Source organism: Cedecea sp. P7760, from assembly GCF_013386425.1.
Classification (GTDB): domain Bacteria; phylum Pseudomonadota; class Gammaproteobacteria; order Enterobacterales; family Enterobacteriaceae; genus Cedecea; species Cedecea selenatireducens.
Window position 1 is genome coordinate 19,636 of the sequence record NZ_JACARU010000008.1, and the last position, 20,646, is coordinate 40,281.

The following is a 20,646-nucleotide window of genomic DNA, read 5'->3' on the forward strand; positions in this document are numbered from 1 at the left end:
GGACAAACCGGGATGAAATGATGAAGGAATCGGGACAATGTCGCGCATAGCCCTCGACGATATCGAAGCCGTGCAGGCGATCGCCCGCCGGGGATCTTTCCGTGCGGCAGCTATCGATCTGGGCGTTTCAACCACGGCGCTCAGCCATACGCTGGCAAAATTTGAGGCCGAGCTTGGCGTGCGCCTGTTCAACCGCACCACCCGCAGCGTGTCGCTGACGGAGGCCGGGAGGCTGTTTATCGAGAGAGTCAGCCCGTCCCTTCAGGGGCTGAACGACGCCCTGGAGAGCGTGCGGGCGCACCGCGATACGCCGTCCGGCGTGCTGCGCATCAACGCGCCGCCTTTTGCCGCTCGCCAGGTGCTTTCGTCGCTGGTTTTTGAATTTTTACGCCGCTATCCGGATATGCAGGTGGATATCGTCACCGAAGGAAAACTGGTTGATATCGTTGCGGAAGGTTTCGACCTTGGCGTGCGCGTGGCCGGGCTGGTGCCTGCCGATATGATTGCACTTTCGCTTGGGCAGCCGCAGCGCTTCGCCGTCGTTGCATCCCCGGCTTATCTGGCGGAGCACGGCACGCCGCTAACGCCGGGCGATCTGCTGGCTCACGCCTGTATTCGCGTCAGGCTGCCGGACGGTTCCCTCTACCGCTGGCATCTGGAAAAACAGGGCGAAGTCGCGGCAATTGATGTGCGCGGCCCGCTGACGCTGGACGAAGCCTCGCTGGCGCGGGAAGCGGTGCTGGAAGGAATGGGGATTGGCTTTTTCATGGAGCAAAACGTCGCCGACGAAATCCGCGCCGGCAAGCTGGTTCGCCTGCTGGAAGCGTGGACGCCGCCCTTTCCGGGGCTTTGCCTTTACTATTCCGGCAGGCGGCATCCTTCCGCCGGGCTTGCCGCCTTCCTGGCGCTGGCGCGGGAAATAAGTCAGGGAGGTCACTGACCTCCCTGTAACGCTTAGAAGCTGTAGCTTGCCGTCAGCGAGAAGCTGCGCGGCGCGCCGTAAACCACATAATCGGACAGCCAGGATTCATATTCTTTGTCGAACAGGTTGTTGATGTTGCCCTGTACGGCGAAGTTTTTCGTCACCTGGTAGCGGGTGAAGAGATCCACCAGCGCGTAGCTGCCCTGTTTAATACGCGTATTTCCGTTCGGGCCGTAGGCATCCTGCCAGGTTTTACCCTGCCAGTTCACGCCGCCGCCCACGGTCACTTCCGGCAGCATCGGCAACTGATAACGGGTAAACAGCTTCAAGGTGGTGCGCGGCTGGTCAGGGTTCACCGCCTCACCGTTACTGTCGTCCGCCACATAGCGGGAAGCGCCAAAGGTGAGCTGCCAGTTATCGGTCAGCGCGCCGTTCAGCTCGAACTCCACGCCACGGCTCACGGTGCCGTCCACGGATTTATACGCCGTTTCGCCAGGGTTGCCGTTAACCGGCGTGCCGAGCGACTGAGCAACTTTATCCTGCTCGATGCGGAACACCGCCAGCGAGGTGGTCAGGCGCGTGTTAAACCAGTCCGCCTTCACGCCCGCTTCGTAGCTCTTCCCGGTGGTAGGGTCGAGATAATCGCCGTTAACGTCGCGCTTGTCGGTTGGCTGGAAGATGGAGGTGTAGCTGGTGTAGGCCGACCAGGTGTCGTTGATGTCGTAAACCAGGCCCGCGTACGGCGTCACGTCATGTTTTTTGCTGCTCAGGCTGGTTTGCGGGGCGGTGGACGGATTGTAGTCCGCATCCCATTCGGTGTAGCGGGCGCCCACGATCAGGTGCAGCGGGTCGGCCAGCGAGAAACGCGCTGCGGTGTAGGCAGACTGCTGGCGCACCACGTCTTTGCTGTACAGCGAGAAGGCAGACCAGCTCGGGTCCGCGATGTTGCTGTAGAAGCTGTCCATCGCGATGCCGCCGTAATCCAGCCCGGTATTCGGCATGGCGTTATCATAGTGATTGCGCTGGCGGCTGTAGCTACCGCCGAACATCAGCTCATGCTGGCGGCCAAGCAGGTCGAAGCCCCCGCGCACAAACGCATCCACCGAATCCTGCTTACGCTCGCCCCGGTTCCAGCCGCCGTAAGCGCTCGTGCCAGCGCCGGTCACTTTATCCGGGAAGCCGGTCACGTACATAAGCTTAGAGTCGAAGTTGGTTTCGGCGTGCAGCGTGTTGATGCGCGCCTCCCAGCCGTTATCAAAGCGCTGGACCAGATTGGCGAACACTTTGGTGGCGTCTTTGTTGGAGTAAGCCCAGTCCGGCGCGGTGGTGGCGCTGCGGCTGAAGTGCGTGCGGCTGCCGTCGGCATACCAGGTTGGCAGGCCGCCCCAGGTCGGGCTGTCGTCGTTACTTTCCTGGTAGTCGTAGCCGACGGAAAGCGTGGTGGAGTCGGTCAAATCGGCATCCACTACGCCATAGATGAATTTCTTGCGGAAATGGCTTTTGTCCAGCCAGGTGTCATTGTCCTGGTAGCCGGTGACCACGCGGCCCCGCACGTTGCCGGACTCGCTCAGCGGCGCGGAGAGATCCGCCACATAGCGCTGCTTGCCCCAGCTCCCGTAGCTGGCGGAAACGTTGCCTTTAAACTCACGGCTGTCGGCGTGCTTGCGCACCATATTGATGTACGCCGATGGATTGCCGCTGCCGCTCATCAGCCCGGCCGCGCCGCGTACCACTTCGATATTTTCGTATACGGCGGTATCCGAGCCGGTGTCGCCGAAGTCCCAGACGTCGCTAACCTGAGTGGGCATGTCGTCGTAGGCATAGTTGCTGATGAAGAAGCCACGCGCGAAGTAAGTCGCGCGGCTGCTGTCCACCAGCTTAGTGCTGATGCCGGTGGTGTTATCCAGCACGTCGCCGATGGTTTGCAGGTTTTGATCCTGCATGCGCTGCTGGCTGATGACGCTGACGGACTGAGGAATATCGCGCGGGACCAGCAGCAGTTTGGTGCCGGTGGTGGTGGTTTTGACGCTGTAATCCTGCGCCTGCCCTGCCAGCGGATTATCCGCCTGAGTGTTCACCGTGATGGTGTCTTCCGCCTGCGCAGGGGGAAGCAGCGCCAGCGCAACGGCCGCCGCCAGCAGTGATGGGCCGCCTGCCCGTAACGTGAACCGTTCCCTGGAGAAGTTAACAAATGCCATGTTAAACCCTCATTTTGAATTTTTATGGTGCGGCGGCATTTTCCGGTGCCGGCACTTTTTTGATTTTTATAAAGACGCGCACGATTAAATGCGGATGAGAAATATACGCATTTGTATTTAACCTGTAAACAAATGTAATTCCCTGAGGGTTAACGAAGATTGCACCGTTGCGGGGCAAAAAAGGGCGTTCGGTGGCAATAAAAATTGCCGCTTTCGCTTTACAAGGCAACACGTAAATCTGTTGTTAAAACAGCCTCATCATCTGGCTTATTGACAAGGTTGTGATAGATTCTTCTCGTTTTCAAAACATACACAGCAAAATACGCTGCGAAGCATCTCTCTCTTTTCAGATAAACGATCGAACGCCATGAGAAAGTTAGCCAATATCCACCTGCTGATGATGTTGATTCTGCTGGTTGCTGTCGGGCAGATGACACAGACCATTTATATTCCTTCGATTCCCGATATGGCTCATGAAATGGGCGTACGCAGCGGCGCAATTCAGCGCGTGATGGCGGCCTATTTGTTTACCTACGGCGTGTCGCAGCTGTTTTATGGCCCGCTTTCCGACCGCATTGGCCGCCGCCCGGTGATCCTCGCCGGCATGGTGATTTTCATGCTGGCCACGCTCGGCGCGATGTTTACCACTAATTTGCATATTCTGGTGCTGGCGAGCGCCCTGCAGGGGATGGGCACCGGCGTGGCCGGGGTGATGGCGAGAACCATGCCGCGCGACCTTTACGAAGGCGGCGATTTACGTCAGGCCAATAGCCTGCTGAACATGGGTATTCTGGTGAGCCCGCTGCTGGCACCGGTTATCGGCGGGATGCTGGACAGCGTCTGGGGCTGGCGAGCCTGCTACGGTTTCCTGCTGTTGCTGTGCGCCATTGTGGCGTTTTCTATGTGGCGCTGGCTGCCGGAAACCCGCCCGGCGGACGCCGCGCCGCCGCGCCTGATGCGCAGCTACAAAATGCTGCTCGGCAATATCTCCTTTAACTGCTATTTGCTGATGTTAGTCGGCGGGCTGGCGGGCGTGGCGGTGTTTGAAGCCTGCTCCGGCGTGCTGATGGGTGGCGTGCTTGGCCTGAGCGGCGTGGTGGTCAGCATCCTGTTTATTCTGCCTATACCGGCGGCATTTTTTGGCTCCTGGTATGCGGGCCGCCAGAACGTGCGCTTCCCCAGCCTGATGTGGCAGGCGGTATTGAGTTGCCTGCTCGCCGGTATTTTGATGTGGATCCCTGGCTGGTTCGGCATCATGAATATCTGGACGTTGCTGGTGCCTGCAGCGCTGTTCTTCTTCGGCGCAGGCATGCTGTTCCCGCTGGCGACCAGCGGCGCGATGGAGCCGTTCCCGTTCCTCGCCGGTACCGCAGGCGCGCTGGTTGGTGGCCTGCAAAATATCGGCTCCGGCGTGATGGCCTGGTTCTCCGCGCTGATGCCGCAAACCGGGCAATACAGCATCGGAATGCTGATGACGGCGATGGGCGTGCTGATCCTGTGCTGCTGGCTGCCGCTGGCGCAGCGATTCCAGCATCACAGCGAGACGGTGTAAGTTATTTTGCCTCTTCGGCCAGGGCTTTAAGCCAGCTGATAAAAGCGTCAATCTTCGGCCATTGTCGGCCAGCAAGGGTCGAAATGTAGTAATGCTGATGGCATTTCAACGTTTTATCCCCAAAAGGGGCGATGAGTTCGCCCCGCTCCAGCCGCTTCTGCACCAGCCTTTTTCGCCCCATCGCCACGCCAACGTGGTTCATCGCGGCAATTACCGCCAGGTCAGAGCGATCGAAACCAATGCCCGTCGAAGCGGGCAGCTCAATGCCAAACTGCTGCGCCCAGCTGTACCACTCGTCGGTGCCGGAATCATTGCTCCACGCCTGCCGGTCGTGCAGCAATGTGCAGTGGCGCAGCTGAGAAGGCCGCGAATGAAGCTCAAAGCGGCGGGCATATTCCGGGCTGCAAACCGGCAGAATCGCCTCGTCCATCAGGAAATGGTGGCTCAGCTGCGAGGACGGCGCATCGTCAAAATAGAGCGCCAGATCGATGCCTGCACGCTGTAAATTCAGGTTGTCGTTCCCGGTCAGAATGGTTAACGAAATAGAAGGGTAGCGCTGGGTAAAATCTCCCAGCGCGGGCACCAGCCAGCACTGGGCAATTGACGGCCTTGAGTACACGGTCAGCGTGCCGGAGAGTTCCTGATTTTTGATATCCAGAATCTCCTGATTCAGCGTATCCAGAGACGATTTCAGCGCCCAGAACACCCGCTTGCCTTCATGCGTCAGCTCCACTTTACGGTGCGAGCGAACAAAAAGCTGGATCCCCAGCTCCTCTTCCAGCTGGTTTATCCGGTGGCTAACGGCGCTGGGGCTCAGCGACAGTTCATCCGCCGCCAGCGCAAAAGATTGATGGCGCGCCGCCACCTCAAAGGTGTACAGCTTCGACAGCTGCCAGCCGTTTAATAACCGATTGCGCCCTTCGCGTGACGTTTCCATCGTGACCTCCTTCTCAATTCCAGCTGCCCAGTTTAAAAAATCCACGGCTAACCAGCAGCATTTAGTTGAATAAAACCGAACCTGAAACACAATTCATCGCCTTATTTCGACGCAAATCACTCTCCTGGTTCAATCTGGCTCATGTGAAAGGTCAGTTTTATCGTTTGTCAGCCCAGGCGCATTTTTATCCAATAGCCCGCAATGATGCACAGGAGGATAACTAATGGGATCGCAAATCTGGGTGGTGGGTACGCTGCTTGCCAGCATAATTTTAATCGTGCTGACCATCGTAAAACTGAAGCTTCATCCTTTCCTCGCGCTGCTGCTGGCGAGCTTTTTCGTCGGCGTGATGATGGGCATGGGCCCGCTGGAGATGGTTAACGCGGTGGAAAGCGGCATCGGCGGCACGCTGGGCTTTTTAGCCGCGGTCATCGGACTGGGCACCATTTTGGGAAAAATGATGGAAGTTTCCGGTGCCGCCGAGCGTATTGGCCTGGCGCTGCAGCGCTGCCGCTGGCTCTCCGCCGACGTGATTATGGTGCTGGTCGGGCTGATTTGTGGCATTACGCTGTTCGTTGAGGTTGGCGTGGTGCTGCTGATCCCATTGGCGTTTTCCATCGCCAAAAAGACCCACACTTCGCTGCTGAAGCTGGCAATCCCGCTGTGTACCGCGCTGATGGCGGTTCACTGCGTGGTGCCACCCCACCCGGCGGCACTGTTCGTGACCAATAAGCTCGGCGCCGACGTAGGCACCGTGATTGTGTATGGCCTGGCGGTTGGCCTGCTGGCGTCTCTGGTGGGTGGCCCACTTTTCCTGAAGTGCCTGGGCAATCGCCTGCCTTTTAAATCCGTTCCCGCCGAATTTTCGGATCTGCAAACGCGAGACGCGGCTTCTCTGCCGTCTTTGAGCGCCACGCTGTTTACCGTGCTGCTGCCCATTTTCCTGATGCTGGCGAAGACGCTCGCGGAACTGAACATGACGCCGGGCAGCACGACGTATACCGCGCTGGAGTTCATCGGCAACCCAATTACCGCGATGTTTATCGCCGTTTTCGTGGCCTATTATCTGCTGGGCCTGCGCCAGAACATGGGTATTGCTACGCTGCTGAACCACACCGAGACCGGCTTTGGCTCCATTGCTAATATCCTGATGATCATCGGGGCCGGCGGCGCGTTTAACGCCATCCTCAAGGCCAGCGGCATGGCAGACAGCCTCGCGCTGAGCCTTTCCAGCCTGCATATGCACCCGATCCTGCTGGCCTGGCTGGTTGCCCTTATTCTTCACGCCGCCGTCGGCTCCGCGACCGTGGCGATGATGGGTGCCACGGCTATCGTTGCCCCGCTGCTGCCGCTCTATCCCAACGTTAGCCCCGAGATTGTTACGCTCGCGATTGGCTCCGGCGCTATCGGCTGCACCATTGTGACCGACTCCCTGTTCTGGCTGGTGAAGCAATACTGCGGCGCCACGCTCCATGAAACCTTTAAGTACTACACCACGGCGACATTCATCGCTTCTTTAGTTGCACTGGCTGGCACATTCCTGCTTTCCTTTATCATCTGAGCGCCAGGAGGCTCGTTATGAAATCGACAGAATTAAACGCATTAACCGAAAAATTCCCGCTGCTCAGCGAGCTTACCGCCCTGAACGAAACGACCTGGTTTAACCCAGGAGCAACCTCCCTTGCCGAAGGCTTGCCGCATGTTGGCCTGACAGAGCAGGACGTGAAAGAAGCGCATGCCCGGCTGGCTCGCTTTGCGCCTTACCTGGCGAAAGCCTTCCCGGAAACCGCAGCAACCGGCGGTATTATCGAGTCAGAGCTGGCCGCAATTCCGGCGATGCAAAAGCGGCTGGAAAAAGAAAATGGGCAGACAGTCTGCGGCAAGCTGTGGCTGAAAAAAGACAGTCACCTGCCTATTTCCGGTTCGATTAAGGCTCGCGGGGGCATTTATGAAGTCCTGACTCACGCGGAAAAACTGGCTATCGAGGCCGGGTTACTTAGCCTTGAAGATGACTACAGCCGGCTGCTGTCCCCTGAATTACGTGAGTTTTTCAGCCGCTACAGTATTGCCGTTGGCTCTACCGGCAACCTGGGGCTGTCGATTGGTATCATCAGCGCCCGAATCGGCTTCCGCGTCACGGTGCATATGTCCGCCGACGCCCGCGAATGGAAAAAAGCCAAACTGCGCAGCCACGGCGTTGAGGTGGTTGAATACGCGGAAGATTACGGCGTCGCCGTTGAGCAGGGGCGAAAAGCCGCCGAGGCGGACGCCAACTGTTTCTTTATCGACGATGAAAACTCCCGCACGCTATTCCTGGGTTACGCCGTCGCCGGGCAACGGCTGAAAGACCAATTCTCACGGCAGGCTATTACCGTTGATGAGCAGCATCCTTTGTTCGTCTACCTGCCCTGCGGCGTCGGCGGCGGCCCCGGTGGCGTAGCATTTGGGCTGAAACTGGCCTTCGGCGATCACGTTCACTGTATTTTTGCCGAGCCCACTCACTCCCCCTGCATGCTGTTAGGCGTTTACACCGGCCTGCATGATGCGCTTTCCGTGCAGGATATCGGAATTGATAACCTGACCGCCGCCGACGGCCTGGCCGTGGGACGGGCTTCCGGCTTTGTCGGCAGAGCGATGCAAAGGCTGCTGGACGGCTTCTATACCGTGGACGATCAAACGCTGTACAACATGCTCGGCTGGCTGGCAGAAGAAGAAAATATTCGCCTGGAGCCTTCGGCCCTGGCCGGAATGGCCGGGCCGCAGCGAGTTTGTGCCACGGCTTCTTACCACGAGATGCAGGGTTTCAGCGCCCGGCAGCTTAATAACGCGATGCACCTGGTCTGGGCCACCGGGGGCGGTATGGTTCCTGAAGCTGAGATGGCACAGTATTTAGCGAAGGCTCGCTGATATTCCCCCTCACCCCAGCCCTCTCCCCAAAGGGGCGAGGGAGAAAACCCAGCCTATATCGCTACTGATTCACTCCTCTCCCTCGACTCTATCTCCAGGAGCCGAGGGAGAAAACCCACGCCTTGCCCTGGCCGCCGTTCTGTCCCCTCTCCCTTCCAGGGAGAGGGTTAGGGTGAGGGTCATCTTCCCCGTCATATTTCTGTCATTTAGTTACCTTACTCTCACTTTTGGTTTAATCATTTGATCTATCTACGCGCGTAGATACACTGCGAGAAATGATTAAAAAATGGCATCATCGCCGACGGATAACGTTCGATCTCTGTGAGACCCCCTAATGACGACAAGCTCTTTCTCTCCTCCTCCGGCTGACGCACAGCACGCTGCTGAGGAACGCCTGGCGACGCCCGAAGGCAAACGCGATTTTGTTCGCGCAACCTTCTCCTGCTGGCTTGGCACCCCCATGGAATACGCCGACTTTGCGCTTTACGGCCTGGCGGCAGGGATAATCTTTGGTGACGTCTTCTTCCCGGATGCCACGCCGGTCATGGCGCTGCTTTCAAGCTTTGCCGCTTACTCCGTCGGGTTCGTTGCCCGGCCGATAGGCGCCCTGCTGTTTGGCAGGCTGGGCGACCGCTACGGCAGAAAGATGGTGATGATCATTACTATTGCGCTGATGGGCTGCTCCACCACGCTTATTGGCCTGATCCCGAGCTACGCGCAAATTGGCGTCTGGGCGCCAACCTGCCTGGTTATTCTGCGTTTTGCTCAAGGGCTGGGCGCAGGCGCGGAGCTGTCCGGCGGCACCGTGATGCTGGGTGAATATGCCCCGGTCAAACGTCGCGGCCTGGTCTCTTCCATTATCGGGCTGGGCTCCAACAGCGGCACGCTGCTGGCCTCGCTGACCTGGCTGCTGGTGCTGCAGATGGATAAAGAAACGCTGCTCTCCTGGGGCTGGCGCATTCCGTTCCTGTGCAGCATGTTGATCGCCGTTGTCGCCCTGGTCATCCGTCAGCATCTGCGTGAAACGCCAGTCTTTGAACGGCAGAAAGCGCTGCTGGAAGCCGAGCGCAAACAGAGCCTGGAAAAAGGGCTGGCCCAGCAGCAGGAAGACCCGCGCAGCTTCTGGCGACGCACTCGCGCTTTCTGGACGATGGTCGGGCTACGCATCGGCGAGAACGGTCCGTCTTATCTCGCACAGGGATTTATCATCGGCTACGTCGCTAAAGTGCTGACGGTAGATAAATCCGTCCCCACGCTGGCGGTGCTGATTGCCTCGGTGCTGGGCTTCGCGATTATTCCTTTTGCCGGCTGGCTTTCCGACCGCTTTGGCCGCCGTATCGTTTACCGCTGGTTCTGCCTGCTGTTAATTATCTATGCCTTCCCGGCCTTTATGCTGCTGGACTCACGCGAGCCGATGATTGTTATACCGACCATCGTCGTCGGTATGGGGCTGGCTTCGCTGGGGATTTTCGGCGTGCAGGCGGCCTGGGGCGTAGAGCTGTTTGGCGTCACCAACCGCTACACCAAAATGGCATTTGCGAAGGAACTTGGGTCGATACTTTCCGGCGGAACCGCGCCGCTGATTGCCGCCGCGCTGCTGTCCTGGACCGGACACTGGTGGCCTATCGCGCTCTACTTCGCGGTGATGGCGGGGATTGGGCTGGTAACAACCTTCTTTGCCCCGGAAACCAGAGGTCGCGACCTTAATCTACCGGAAGACGCTATTTGATTTGTCACAGTGTTGACGGCGATTTTTACGGAGCAAAGCTTTATGCTGTGGCTCCGTTTATCGCCCGCCAAATAAAGCAGGTATTCAGTGACTAAGCCTCATGTGCACCGCGTTACCCGCGCTGAAGTCGCCAAAGAAGCAGGCACTTCCGTTGCGGTCGTCAGCTACGTGATTAACAACGGCCCTCGCCCGGTTGCGCAGGCCACCCGTGAGCGCGTGCTCGCCGCTATAAAGAAAACCGGCTATCGCCCGAACGGCATCGCCAGGGCTTTAGCCAGCGGCACCACGCGCACCTACGGCTTAGTCGTGCCCAATATCGCCAACCCGTTTATCTCGTCCATGGCGCACGCTCTCCAGCAGGAGGCCTTTGCCGATGGCCGGGTGCTGCTGCTGGGCGATTCCGGTGATGACCGCGCCCGCGAGCTGGAGCTTATCAACAACCTGCTGCATCGCCAGGTCGACGGGCTGATTTATACCAGCGTCGACAGGCATCCTTACATCGATCTTATCCAGGCCAGCGGCACGCCTTGCGTCATGCTGGACAGGGTCGAACCGGAGCTGAACGTCTGCTCAATTCAGGTTAACGAGCAGCACGCCGCCCGGCGAGCAACCCGCCATTTGATTGAGCATGGCTATCGCGATATCGCCATTATTTGCGGGCCGCAGGAGATGCTGAACACTCAGGATCGTATCAGCGGCTGGCGGCTGGCGCTGGAAGAGGCGGGCCTTGCCGTTCGCCCGGAATGGATTTTTTCAACGGATTACACCCGCCAGGGCGGCTACGACGCAACAAAGCAAATGCTGGCCGGCGAACTGCCTCGCGCGCTGTTTGCCACCAATGAACAACAGGCCTTTGGCTGCCTGAGAGCGCTGTCTGAACATGGACTTTCCGCGCCGAAAGATCTGGCGCTGGTGTGCTTTAACGGCACGCTGGAGTCAGCCTTTAACGTCCCGTCTTTGACCACCGTGCGCCAGCCGGTCACGCAGATGGCGAAGAAGGCCGTCGAGATGCTGAAAAAATGGGACGGGCAGCCGCATAAATATGAATTCGATTTTGAGCTGGAGATCGGCGAGTCCTGCGGCTGCGGCTCCCTCACCACAAGCAGGAAGTCACAGGTAACATGAAGCGTTTAATTATCGATTGCGATCCGGGTAACGGCGTTGCCGGGGCTAACGTAGACGATGGTCTGGCTCTGGCCCTTGCCCTGGCGGCGCCGGAGATTTCTCTGGAGCTTATCACCACCGTGTCCGGCAATACGCCAAGCGAAGTGGGCTACGCCGTGGCGTCTGATTTAGTCGCCCGGCTGGGCGTGTCCGTTGAGGTTGCCAGGGGCGCCTCGCGCGCGCTGATTGAGCCTTCGGCTCCGTGGCGCGAACACCTGGATCATAAGGTCGATAAAGTGGGCCTGCGCCATCTCTGGAAGGACGTGATTGCCCCGCAAATGCTGGCCGAAGTGGCCCCGCTGGCGGTGCATAAGATGGGCGAGCTTATCTGCGCGAACCCGGGTGAGATTTCGCTGATTGCCATTGGGCCGTTAACCAACGTGGCGCTGGCTTTGCAGCTCTATCCGCAGATGGCGAACGCGGTGAAAGAGATAGTGATTATGGGCGGCGTGTTTAACGTTGACGGCTACCTGAAGGACACCAATTTTGGCGTTGACCCGGAGGCCGCGCACGCCGTGCTGACCAGCGGCGCAAACATCGTTCTGGTGCCGATGGATGTCACTACCCAAACCATGATGACGCACGAGGATTTGGATGCGCTGGCCACCTGCGATAACCGCCTGAGCCGTTTTCTCGTCGAAACCATTCGTCCGTGGATGGATTTTTCCATGCAGACTCGCCAGCTACCGGGCTGCTGGATCCACGATGTGCTGACCGTCGCCTGGCTGCTTGAGCCAGAACTTGCGAGCTGGACGGAGGATTATGTGGACGTGTCCCTGAACGGGCTGAGCCGGGGCAGAACGCTGCGTTATGGCCCGGAACATTTGCGGCTGGCGGTGAACGTTGACGCCCCGCAGGGCAAGCCGGTCACGCTGCTGCAAACCGTGGATAACCAGAAGCTGCTGGCGCTTATCGACAGGCACATCCGCCAGTTTGCATAGAAGAGAGAGGGCGCTTAAGCGCCCTTTTTTACAGCACCTTGCTGAGGAAGGCCTGAGTTCGCGGGTTTTGCGGCGCGCTAAAGAGCTGCGCTGGTACGCCCTGCTCCTGAATGACGCCCTGGTCGATAAAGATAACCCGGTCCGCCACTTCGCGGGCAAAGCCCATTTCGTGGGTCACGATGATCATCGTCATCCCTTCCTGCGCCAGCTGTTTCATGACCGCCAGCACTTCGCCGACCAGCTCAGGATCCAGCGCAGAGGTTGGCTCATCGAACAGGATAATCGACGGTTCCATCGCCAGCGCTCGGGCAATCGCCACGCGCTGCTGCTGGCCGCCGGACAGGCTTGAAGGCCAGGCGTCGATTTTGTCCAACAGCCCCACCTTCTGCAGCAGCTTCTCGGCGCGATTCACCGCTTCCGCTTTTGACAGCCCTTTCAGCGACATCGGCGCCATAATCAGGTTTTCCAGCACCGTCATGTGCGGGAACAGGTTAAAGCGCTGGAACACCATGCCCACGCCTTCACGCAGCGTGTTGAGGTTAGTTTTTGGGTCATGTACCGCGAAACCATTCACCACCACTTCGCCGCCGTCCGGTTTTTCCAGCGCGTTCAGGCAGCGCAGAAACGTACTTTTGCCGGAGCCCGAAGGGCCAATCACGCAAACTACTTCCTGCGGCGCGATATCGCAGGAGATGCCGCGCAGCACGTGAGTTTTGCCAAATTGTTTCTGTAAGTCCTTAACGTGAATCACTTTTGCCAAGCCTCTTTTCCATATGTTGCACCAGCAGCGATAGCAGGAACGTCAGAACCCAGTACACCACGGAGATGGTCAGGTACGGTTCCCAGTAGGTCGCGTAAGCGCCAGAAACGGTACGCGCCGCGTAGGCCAGGTCGGCAAGGCCGATGGCGGAAGCCAGCGACGAGTCTTTCACAATAGCAATCGCGTTGTTGCCCAGCGGCGGCAGGATGCGGCGGAAAGCCTGCGGCAGAATAACCTTGCGCATCGTTTTGCCCCAGCCCATGCCGAGCGCGCGTGAAGCTTCCATCTGCCCTTTATCGATGGACTGAATACCGGCGCGGAAAATCTCGGACACATAGGCCCCGGCGTTCAGGGTGATCGCCACCACGCAGGAGAGAAATGCGCCGTACTCGGAACGTAGCTCGCGGGCAAAGTCCACGGACATCATCCCGCTGGTGATCATTACCCCGTCGCGCGGGTTAATAAACAGCGGCACCAGCGCAAAGTGAACCACCATGATCTGCACGAACAAAGGCGTGCCGCGAAACGCGCTGACGTAAACGCGTACCGGCCACTGCACTGCATAACGCAGCACGTGTTTCCACGGGCCGTCGTCGGCGTGAGCCATACGGCCCAGCCCCAGCAGCAGCCCCCACGTTGTGCCTAAAATCACGCAGATAATGGTGCACTTGATGGTCATCAGCGCGCCCTGCATAAATAACGGCGCGTATTCTGAGATTATCTCCCAGCGAAATCCGGTCATACCTGTCCTTGTTGGGGCCGGAGCGGCCCCGATTGAAAATTACTCTGCCGGGAGGGTTGGAACGTTGTTGTCAAACCAGGTGGCGTAAATTTTAGCGTAGGTGCCGTCGGCGATGATTTTCTTCAGGCCAGCGTCGATTTTACCCTTCAGCTCGGCGTTGCCTTTAGCCACCGCAATGCCGAAGTACTGGCGTTCAAACTTGCTGTCCGGAACCAGCTTCAGCGGTTTCTCCGGGTGGGATTTGATGTAGTACTTCACCACGCCGACGTCGCCAACTGCGGCGTCGATGCCGTCTTCGGTCAGCTCCTGCAGCATCAGCGGGGTGTTATCGAAACGTTTGATATCAGTGCTGTTTTTACCCAATACGTCGGACACAACGATGTCGCCGGTGCTGGAGTTAACCACGCCCACTTTTTTGCCTTTCAGGGCGGTAACGGAGTCTACTTTAGAGTCGGTCGGTACCACGATGGACTGCTCGGCCGGGAAGTACGGGGTGGAGAAATCGACCATCGCTTTACGCTTGTCGGTGATGGTGATGCCGGAAATGATGATGTCGCGGTCGCCGGAGTTCAGCGTGGCGAAAATGCCTTCCCACGGGGTGTTAACCAGCTTGATATCAAAGCCTTCCGCCTTCGCGACGGCTTTGATGATATCGATATCAAAACCTTCCAGCTGCTTCTGGCTATTTTCGTATTCAAACGGACGGTAGGTGCCGCCGGAACCCACAACGTAGGTTTGGGCCAGCGCCTGTGCAGAGCTGAACAACGCCGCGAGTAAACACCCGCCAACCACTACTGATTTCATCGCTTTAGTGAACATAGAAGCCCCTGGATATATGATGTTTTTATGCAGTTAATATGCATAAAAATACATAATTAGCCGAAAGGCAGCAACAGATAATTCACCATGAGCGACAATTACTGGCACTGAGGCTTAAGAATGGCGTCCAGCACCGGCACCATATCCGTGCGCCAGGCCCCCTCTTCCCCATCATAGAATTTTTCATCGCCGTTGATCGCATACGGGATCTGCGCTTTTTGCAGCTCACAGGCGACAAACGTCGCCATCGCAACCTGCTGATCGAGCGGTAATTTGCTGCCTGGCGACCAGTTACCCACCCAGGAAAGATGGCCGGTTTTCTGCTGCCAGCGCACGGCCGTTTCAATGCGGGCATGAATCGCGGCTTTTTCAGCATCCGTGCCGGTGGTCCACTGGTTTTTTCCGTTCCAGGTTTTGCCATTCCAGTTTTTCGGGCCGCTCGGCATCAGATGCCAGTCAGCCATGACCAATCCGTGGCGGGATTCAGGTATTTTAAGCGTACTCAGCGCTTCCGGAGAGGCGTGGTTGCGGGGTGCGACAAAGATGTGCCGCTGCGGACTGATTTTATGAATCGCCTTCACGGTTTTGTCGTAAATTTGGTTCAGCAGTTGAGGATTGGTGCTGAGTTTTTCCTCCGGCTGCCCGATAATATCGAACACCAACGAATCATCGTTTTTAGCAAAGAACCGCGCCACGGTCGTCCACCACTCGACGATATCCTCTGCGTTGTCCGAGGTCGGCTTGGCTTTCAGCTCCGCCGCCCGGTAGCTTATCACCGGCACGATATGGTACTGCTCGCAGGCATCCACAATGCGCCGCAGATGCACCAGCTTTTGATGCGTTATCGGCCCCGCAACACGAATGCGGACGTGGCCAAACCCGCGCTGCTGGAAATCACGCACCGTCAGAGGATCGAACTCACGAATGCCTCGCTCCGTTACCGCCCAGTCAACGTTCATCCCCACCCCAAGCTGACTGGTCCAGGTGGGCGGCAGGGCTTCCTGTTGCGCAGCAAACGCGCTGGCACAGAAAGAGAGGGCAACCAGAATAAGAGTCGGCTTTAACATCGGCGGCACGTTACTTAGCGAAGGAAAACTAATATTTAGCATGCTTTTACCGTTTGCGGGGAGTGAGGATTGCAATAAAAAATGAATGGTGATGCCGAGTGTGAAGGATTGCCAAAGCGGACTACTCGTCGCTGAGCACAATGCCAAGCCTGTTCGCCATCTTCACAATCTCTTCAACCACTTCTGGCGCTGAAAATATCCCGCAGGCTTCACGCTGAAACGCCAAATCCTCAGGACCAGCTCTGTCACCGTAAAAAAGGAAAGCACTGCTGTCATCATGCTGTCGGGACTTCCAGACCATGCCGTCAATCGTGGGATTTTGATAATGAATCGCGCACGCCCAGCGCTGCGTTTGCGGGTACACCAGACGATCGCTTAAAAGAAATAACTGCTTTGATAACCGCATCCGGTAGAGGTCTGCCGTTTTAAGCGTCACCAGCGTCAGGTCTCGCTTAATCACCAGTTGACTCATTCCCCAGTGCCGCCACGGCCTGATGGATAAAAACCCCCGCCGCTCGCCGCCAATCAGGTCGTGAAAAAGCGTTTCTGCCAGCGCCCCTGCCATGCTGTCTGCCGCATACAGGCTCGGAACCAGCCGCCCCTGCGAATCTTTAAAGGGGCTGAATCTCGCACCGTAATCGTTGCCGGTTAGCTCGCGCCCAGGATTAAAACTGTTTCCAGGCCAGGTCATAGCATGACAGCGATAAAGGATCTTTCCCGCCGGTAAAGTTTCTTTAAAAATCGGGATCGCGTCCCCCGGCTCAGGGAGTTCAGGGGCAAGCAGCACAGGCTCACCAAAAGGGGCTCTCGTTTTGGCCTCATCACTCGGCGCCATCCTGCAGCCTCCTGACCTCATATTCAGCAGCCTGGAGCACGTTCGCCGGATAAGTGGACACCATTTCGGCAGGCGTTTTTCCTGCAAGCAGGCCGTTAGAGGTAGCAAACCATTCGGCCAGCCCCCAGGCCGTTTTGTGCTCAGCGAAGGTGTCCAGAATCGCTTTCATCACCGGCAGAGGACGGTAGTTTTCATCAAGGCCATAGCGCGGATAGACGTTCCCAATGCCGTGTTTAATCACTGAGAAAATTTTTCCGGCCGCCTTCCAGCGCGTTGGCTGAGCCGAGACATTCTTTGTCGAGTAACCGCCCAGCATGGCGATTTCATGCGTGGTCAGCCAGCCTTCGTCCGTTAATCGCTCCCTGGCCTGCACCAGTCGCGCCTGGTTGATAACCCCGCGCTGTTGAGCCAGTGAGGGCGAACCGCTTTGCTTAGGGTAATGTCTTGCCGGGTTCGCACTGTAGCTTGCTGATGGTTCATGGGCGACAAGGGCTCCCTCACCGAAAAGCTTCTCGCCGTAGAGTTCCACCAGCTTTTCATAGCCGTCATTAAGTTCCAGCCCCTGCTGCTGCGCTTGTAGCTCTTCGGTCGCCTGCAGCAGGTGAGTGAGTTGGGTATGCAGTCCTTCCAGCCCGGAAACGCCGCCGCGCAGCGCAAGCTGCAGGGTCAGCCCTGCTTCGCGCTTGCTGTTTTGCTCGCGAACACCTTTTGCTAGCGTGAGTTTTACGCTCTCGCTGTCAAACAGCACCCGGTCTTTTTTCTTCTCAATGCGCCCGATTTGTCTGGATATCATAGCCCCTCCAAAATAACCTTTCTAACCAACCTAACCTTAATAACCCTTACCACTTTATAAGTTTGCATAAAAAATGTCCAGACTGGAGAGCGTTATCTGGAAAGCATCGCCATAAAAAAAGCGCGACGTCTCCGCCGCGCTTCGTAATCACTCAAGAAAACTTATTTTAATTCAGGCCAGTACTCTTTGTTCGCCTCAACCAGGTCGTCCAGGATAGCTTTGGCGACGGACGCGCTCGGCACGGTTTTCGACAGGGTGATCGCCTGCCACAGTTTCTGGTAAGAGCGGTGCTCCCAGGCATCCACCACCAGTTTTTCCACCGCAACCTGCTGGCTCATCAATCCTTTCTGGAACTGAGGGATGTTTCCCACCACCAGCGGTTCCGGCCCGTCTTTGCCGACCAGGCAAGGAATTTCAACCATCGCTTCCGGGTCGAAGTTATTGATGGCCCCGTTGTTCGGCACAATCAGCAGCATTCGCTCCTGGGTGTTAAAAGCAATCGCCGTCGCAAGGTCAACGATGTAGGAGGCGTGTTCATCAATTTCCAGCTCGCCTGCGGAGGATTTCCCCGCGCTGATAATGGCGTTGCAGGAGCCAAATACGTGTTTCTCACGGTGATCCATCACCTCATTCGCCCTGGTACGCTGCGGGTTGGAGTGCTGCACCACGTAGTCAGGATAGAGATAGTATTTCAGGTAGGTGTTCGGCAGCGTATCGGGGTCGAGCGCCCAGACATCCTTCGCTTTGGCAAAGGTGTCGTTCCAGCTGGCTTCTGTACCGTGCTCGTCCGTTGGCGGCACGTAACCATGTTTAGCGACATGTTCGCGAATTTTCGGCATCAAATCGTTGCCGTCTTTATCTTCAACGTGGGTCCACCAGCCAAAGTGATTCAGCCCGTAGTAACGCACCTTCATCTCTTTGCGGTCCTTCAGGCCCACAATCTGCGCCATGCGGCTTTCAATGCCGATAGGCATATCGCAGATATTGAGGATTTTTGAATTCGGGCGCAGGCGACGGGTCGCTTCCGCCACGATAGCCGCCGGGTTGGAGTAGTTGAGCATCCAGGCGTTTGGCGAATATTTTTCCATGTAATCCACCAGCTCCAGCACGCCGCCGATTGAGCGCATGCCGTAGGCTATCCCGCCCGGGCCACAGGTTTCCTGCCCGAGCACGCCGTGGCGCAGCGGAATTTTCTCGTCTTTTTCGCGCATTGGATATTTGCCCACGCGAATATGCGCCATCACAAAATCCACGTCGCTGAACGCTTCCTGCGGGTCGGTGGTGTAGCTGAAGTCGATATCCGGCGCCTGCTCTTTCAGGATGATTTTGCAAGCCTCGGCGATGGTCTCCTGACGCGACCCGTCGTTATCATAGAACTTCAGCGCACGCAGCGGGAAGCGGTTCTGGTTAGCCAACAGCATCAGCACGATGCCTGGGGTAAAAGTACTGCCGCCGCCTGCTACAACTACCGAGAATTTTTTCATGATACTGCCTCCGTCATGGATGGATTTTCGTCTGAGACTTGCTGCTTAATAAGGGTTTCAATCTGGTCGCGAATTTGCGGGACATGCAGCCCGACAATCACCTGAATGCCGTTGCCGCTGCGCACCACGCCGTGGGCGCCAAGGGCTTTAAACACTTCGTCGGCTTCGGTCAGCGCCATATCGGCGAGCGTGATACGCAGGCGAGTAGCGCAGTTATTGAGGCTGCCGATGTTCGCCGCGCCGCCAAGCGCCTGCAGGATGCCATAGGCCTGGCCGTGTTTTGCGTCCTGGCTCACCGCCGCGCTGGTTTGCTGGCGAGCGGCCTGGTAATCAGCCTTGCTGTAGAGTTTGATTTCGCTGTCTTCCCGGCCTGGCGTTTTCAGGTTGAAGCGCAGGATTAAGGCGCGGAAAACCACGAAGTAGACGCCGGTAAAGGCGATGCCGATGCCTATCTGGGTAAAGACCATCGACGCGTGGTTATGGAACATGGGGATCCAGTTTTGCGGCAGGAACTGGTCAAGCAGGCCGCCGCCCATGTTGCCTACCACGCCCGCCATGTACATCACCGTTGCCATCGAGGCCGCCAGGAAGGCATGCACAGCGAACAGCAGCGGGGAGATAAACAGGAAGGTGAATTCCAGCGGTTCGGTAATGCCGACCAGCATGGCGGTTAGCGTCGCGGGGATTAGCAGCCCGGCAACCTTCACGCGGTTCTGCGGTGAAGCGGTGTAGTAAAGCGCCAGCGCGATGCCCACCGAGCCAAACACCTTCGAGTTGCCGTGCAGGGCAAAGCCGCCTTCCGGGAACAGGGATTTCAGCGAAGCGGTGCTCTGGCTGAACTCCTGCAGATGCTGTGCCCAGTACACCTGAATGCCGCCTTCAACCGCCGCCGGGCCGAAGATGAACGGGCCGTAGACAAAGTGGTGCAACCCGGTGGGGATCAGGATGCGCTCAAGGAAGGTGTATACCCAGACGCCAAGCGCCCCGGCACCGCGTAAAAATGCCTGCAGCGATTCGATGCCGAGCTGCACTTTTGGCCAGCCGAGCAGCGTCAGCCAGGCGCAGGGGATCATCACAAGGAAAGCCACAATAACCACGAACGAGCTGCCCTGGAATATCCCCAGGAACACCGGCAGCGGCTTGTCAAAATAGCGGTTGTGAATGGCGGTGACGATGCCTGAGATAACAATTGCCCCGATGATACTGGTATCCAGCGTTTTAATGCCGGCCATCATCGTCAGGCCGCTGCCTGCGGTAGGTTCGAGGCTAAAGTCGACGCCGAAGTAATGCCCCCACGTCATCCCCATCGCGTTGATGAAATAGTTCCAGGTCAGGAAACTGACCAGCACCGCCAGGCAAGCTCGCGCCTGGGCCTGTTTCGCCAGGCCAATAGGCAAACCGACGGCGAAAATCAGCGGCATATTACGGAACACCGTCCAGCCGCCTTCTTCGATGATATGAACAATTTGAGCAAAAAGGGTGTCAGGTGCGGTGAGCGCCTCCCCAACAAACAGCGGGTTGCGCAGCATGATGGCAAGCCCGACCACGATCCCGGCAAAGGGGAAAAGCAAAACCGGGGTAAACATTGCACCACCAAAGCGTTGTATTTGACTGAGCATTTTTAAATCCTCATGTAACAACTTCATAAAGTAAGAGGCGGCCTTATTTTTTTAATCTGGCCTGAAACTGAGGATATGAGCCTCGGCGCACGCCCGCCGCGTCAGGCGCAGCGATTCGTGATCGTATTCATGGTTTTTATTTGGTCAAAGTTGTCTACTTTTAGTCTTGAAACTAGA

18 protein-coding genes are annotated in these 20,646 nt (G+C 57.5%); 8 read left to right on the forward strand and 10 right to left on the reverse strand.

Going from position 1 to position 20,646, the window contains the following annotated elements; all coding sequences use genetic code 11:
• Positions 1-37: 37 nt before the first annotated feature.
• On the forward strand, positions 38-940 hold the full coding sequence (locus tag HX778_RS02990) for a LysR family transcriptional regulator (RefSeq protein WP_176981259.1): 903 nt from the start codon (positions 38-40) through the stop codon (positions 938-940).
• A gap of 14 nt (positions 941-954) precedes the next feature.
• Here HX778_RS02990 and fhuE read toward each other — a convergent pair whose 3' ends face one another.
• Positions 955-3,120: a ferric-rhodotorulic acid/ferric-coprogen receptor FhuE gene (gene fhuE, locus HX778_RS02995; protein WP_176981260.1), complete on the reverse strand. Its 2,166-nt coding sequence runs from the start codon at positions 3,118-3,120 to the stop codon at positions 955-957.
• Between the two features lie 367 nt (positions 3,121-3,487).
• Between fhuE and emrD the strand changes: the two genes are divergently transcribed.
• Positions 3,488-4,672 (forward strand): multidrug efflux MFS transporter EmrD, encoded by a 1,185-nt coding sequence (gene emrD / locus HX778_RS03000; RefSeq protein WP_038477662.1) that lies wholly within the window; start codon positions 3,488-3,490, stop codon positions 4,670-4,672.
• Between the two features lies 1 nt (position 4,673).
• On the opposite strand, the gene dsdC is transcribed toward emrD, so the two are convergent.
• On the reverse strand, positions 4,674-5,609 hold the full coding sequence (gene dsdC, locus HX778_RS03005) for a DNA-binding transcriptional regulator DsdC (protein ID WP_038477658.1): 936 nt from the start codon (positions 5,607-5,609) through the stop codon (positions 4,674-4,676).
• 65 nt (positions 5,610-5,674) lie between these two features.
• Between dsdC and HX778_RS03010 the strand changes: the two genes are divergently transcribed.
• The 6 genes from HX778_RS03010 (at position 5,675) to HX778_RS03035 (ending at position 12,350) form a co-directional block, all read left to right on the forward strand.
• A complete protein-coding gene (locus HX778_RS03010; RefSeq protein ID WP_176981261.1) occupies positions 5,675-5,833 on the forward strand; it encodes a hypothetical protein in 159 nt (52 codons plus the stop codon).
• Positions 5,833-7,170 carry a D-serine transporter DsdX gene (gene dsdX / locus HX778_RS03015; RefSeq protein WP_038477655.1) on the forward strand — a complete coding sequence of 446 codons (1,338 nt, stop codon included), beginning with the start codon at positions 5,833-5,835 and terminating at the stop codon, positions 7,168-7,170. Before HX778_RS03010 ends, dsdX begins: the two co-directional genes overlap by 1 nt.
• 17 nt (positions 7,171-7,187) lie before the next feature.
• Positions 7,188-8,516 carry a D-serine ammonia-lyase gene (gene dsdA / locus HX778_RS03020; protein ID WP_176981262.1) on the forward strand — a complete coding sequence of 443 codons (1,329 nt, stop codon included), beginning with the start codon at positions 7,188-7,190 and terminating at the stop codon, positions 8,514-8,516.
• Between the two features lie 334 nt (positions 8,517-8,850).
• Complete coding sequence (locus HX778_RS03025; protein ID WP_176981263.1) at positions 8,851-10,245, forward strand: MFS transporter; 1,395 nt, start codon at positions 8,851-8,853, stop codon at positions 10,243-10,245.
• 87 nt (positions 10,246-10,332) lie between these two features.
• Complete coding sequence (locus tag HX778_RS03030; protein WP_176981264.1) at positions 10,333-11,370, forward strand: LacI family DNA-binding transcriptional regulator; 1,038 nt, start codon at positions 10,333-10,335, stop codon at positions 11,368-11,370.
• A complete protein-coding gene (locus tag HX778_RS03035; RefSeq protein WP_176981265.1) occupies positions 11,367-12,350 on the forward strand; it encodes a nucleoside hydrolase in 984 nt (327 codons plus the stop codon). The genes HX778_RS03030 and HX778_RS03035 overlap by 4 nt, the downstream gene beginning before the upstream one ends.
• A 28-nt stretch (positions 12,351-12,378) precedes the next feature.
• Here the strand turns inward: HX778_RS03035 and HX778_RS03040 are convergent, their stop codons facing one another.
• From HX778_RS03040 to HX778_RS03075, 8 genes are all read right to left on the reverse strand, one after another.
• Positions 12,379-13,101, reverse strand: a complete 723-nt coding sequence (locus HX778_RS03040) for an amino acid ABC transporter ATP-binding protein (RefSeq protein WP_038483089.1) — start codon at positions 13,099-13,101, stop codon at positions 12,379-12,381.
• The gene (locus HX778_RS03045) at positions 13,088-13,852 is read right to left on the reverse strand and encodes an amino acid ABC transporter permease (protein ID WP_038477640.1); all 765 of its coding nucleotides are present in this window, start codon (positions 13,850-13,852) and stop codon (positions 13,088-13,090) included. Before HX778_RS03045 ends, HX778_RS03040 begins: the two co-directional genes overlap by 14 nt.
• A 39-nt stretch (positions 13,853-13,891) precedes the next feature.
• Positions 13,892-14,656 (reverse strand): basic amino acid ABC transporter substrate-binding protein, encoded by a 765-nt coding sequence (locus HX778_RS03050; RefSeq protein ID WP_144244101.1) that lies wholly within the window; start codon positions 14,654-14,656, stop codon positions 13,892-13,894.
• 113 nt (positions 14,657-14,769) lie between these two features.
• The gene (locus HX778_RS03055; RefSeq protein WP_176981266.1) at positions 14,770-15,738 is read right to left on the reverse strand and encodes a cellulase family glycosylhydrolase; all 969 of its coding nucleotides are present in this window, start codon (positions 15,736-15,738) and stop codon (positions 14,770-14,772) included.
• 121 nt (positions 15,739-15,859) lie between these two features.
• On the reverse strand, positions 15,860-16,573 hold the full coding sequence (locus tag HX778_RS03060) for an RES family NAD+ phosphorylase (RefSeq protein WP_176981267.1): 714 nt from the start codon (positions 16,571-16,573) through the stop codon (positions 15,860-15,862).
• A complete protein-coding gene (locus HX778_RS03065; protein WP_218167003.1) occupies positions 16,560-17,366 on the reverse strand; it encodes a hypothetical protein in 807 nt (268 codons plus the stop codon). The genes HX778_RS03060 and HX778_RS03065 overlap by 14 nt, the downstream gene beginning before the upstream one ends.
• Positions 17,367-17,527: 161 nt before the next feature.
• Positions 17,528-18,850, reverse strand: coding sequence for a 6-phospho-alpha-glucosidase (locus HX778_RS03070; RefSeq protein WP_038477635.1), 1,323 nt, complete (start codon positions 18,848-18,850; stop codon positions 17,528-17,530).
• Positions 18,847-20,469: an alpha-glucoside-specific PTS transporter subunit IIBC gene (locus tag HX778_RS03075; RefSeq protein ID WP_038477632.1), complete on the reverse strand. Its 1,623-nt coding sequence runs from the start codon at positions 20,467-20,469 to the stop codon at positions 18,847-18,849. Before HX778_RS03075 ends, HX778_RS03070 begins: the two co-directional genes overlap by 4 nt.
• Between the last annotated feature and the right edge of the window lie 177 nt (positions 20,470-20,646).

Coding starts and splice junctions, on each gene's coding strand:
- emrD (WP_038477662.1), top strand. CDS start 3,488: ATGAGAAAGTTAGCCAATATCCACCTGCTGATGATGTTGATTCTGCTG.
- HX778_RS02990 (WP_176981259.1), top strand. CDS start 38: ATGTCGCGCATAGCCCTCGACGATATCGAAGCCGTGCAGGCGATCGCC.
- HX778_RS03045 (WP_038477640.1), bottom strand. CDS start 13,852: ATGACCGGATTTCGCTGGGAGATAATCTCAGAATACGCGCCGTTATTT.
- dsdC (WP_038477658.1), bottom strand. CDS start 5,609: ATGGAAACGTCACGCGAAGGGCGCAATCGGTTATTAAACGGCTGGCAG.
- dsdA (WP_176981262.1), top strand. CDS start 7,188: ATGAAATCGACAGAATTAAACGCATTAACCGAAAAATTCCCGCTGCTC.
- HX778_RS03070 (WP_038477635.1), bottom strand. CDS start 18,850: ATGAAAAAATTCTCGGTAGTTGTAGCAGGCGGCGGCAGTACTTTTACC.
- HX778_RS03035 (WP_176981265.1), top strand. CDS start 11,367: ATGAAGCGTTTAATTATCGATTGCGATCCGGGTAACGGCGTTGCCGGG.
- dsdX (WP_038477655.1), top strand. CDS start 5,833: ATGGGATCGCAAATCTGGGTGGTGGGTACGCTGCTTGCCAGCATAATT.
- HX778_RS03065 (WP_218167003.1), bottom strand. CDS start 17,366: ATGATATCCAGACAAATCGGGCGCATTGAGAAGAAAAAAGACCGGGTG.
- HX778_RS03055 (WP_176981266.1), bottom strand. CDS start 15,738: ATGTTAAAGCCGACTCTTATTCTGGTTGCCCTCTCTTTCTGTGCCAGC.
- HX778_RS03060 (WP_176981267.1), bottom strand. CDS start 16,573: ATGGCGCCGAGTGATGAGGCCAAAACGAGAGCCCCTTTTGGTGAGCCT.
- HX778_RS03050 (WP_144244101.1), bottom strand. CDS start 14,656: ATGAAATCAGTAGTGGTTGGCGGGTGTTTACTCGCGGCGTTGTTCAGC.
- HX778_RS03075 (WP_038477632.1), bottom strand. CDS start 20,469: ATGCTCAGTCAAATACAACGCTTTGGTGGTGCAATGTTTACCCCGGTT.
- HX778_RS03025 (WP_176981263.1), top strand. CDS start 8,851: ATGACGACAAGCTCTTTCTCTCCTCCTCCGGCTGACGCACAGCACGCT.
- fhuE (WP_176981260.1), bottom strand. CDS start 3,120: ATGGCATTTGTTAACTTCTCCAGGGAACGGTTCACGTTACGGGCAGGC.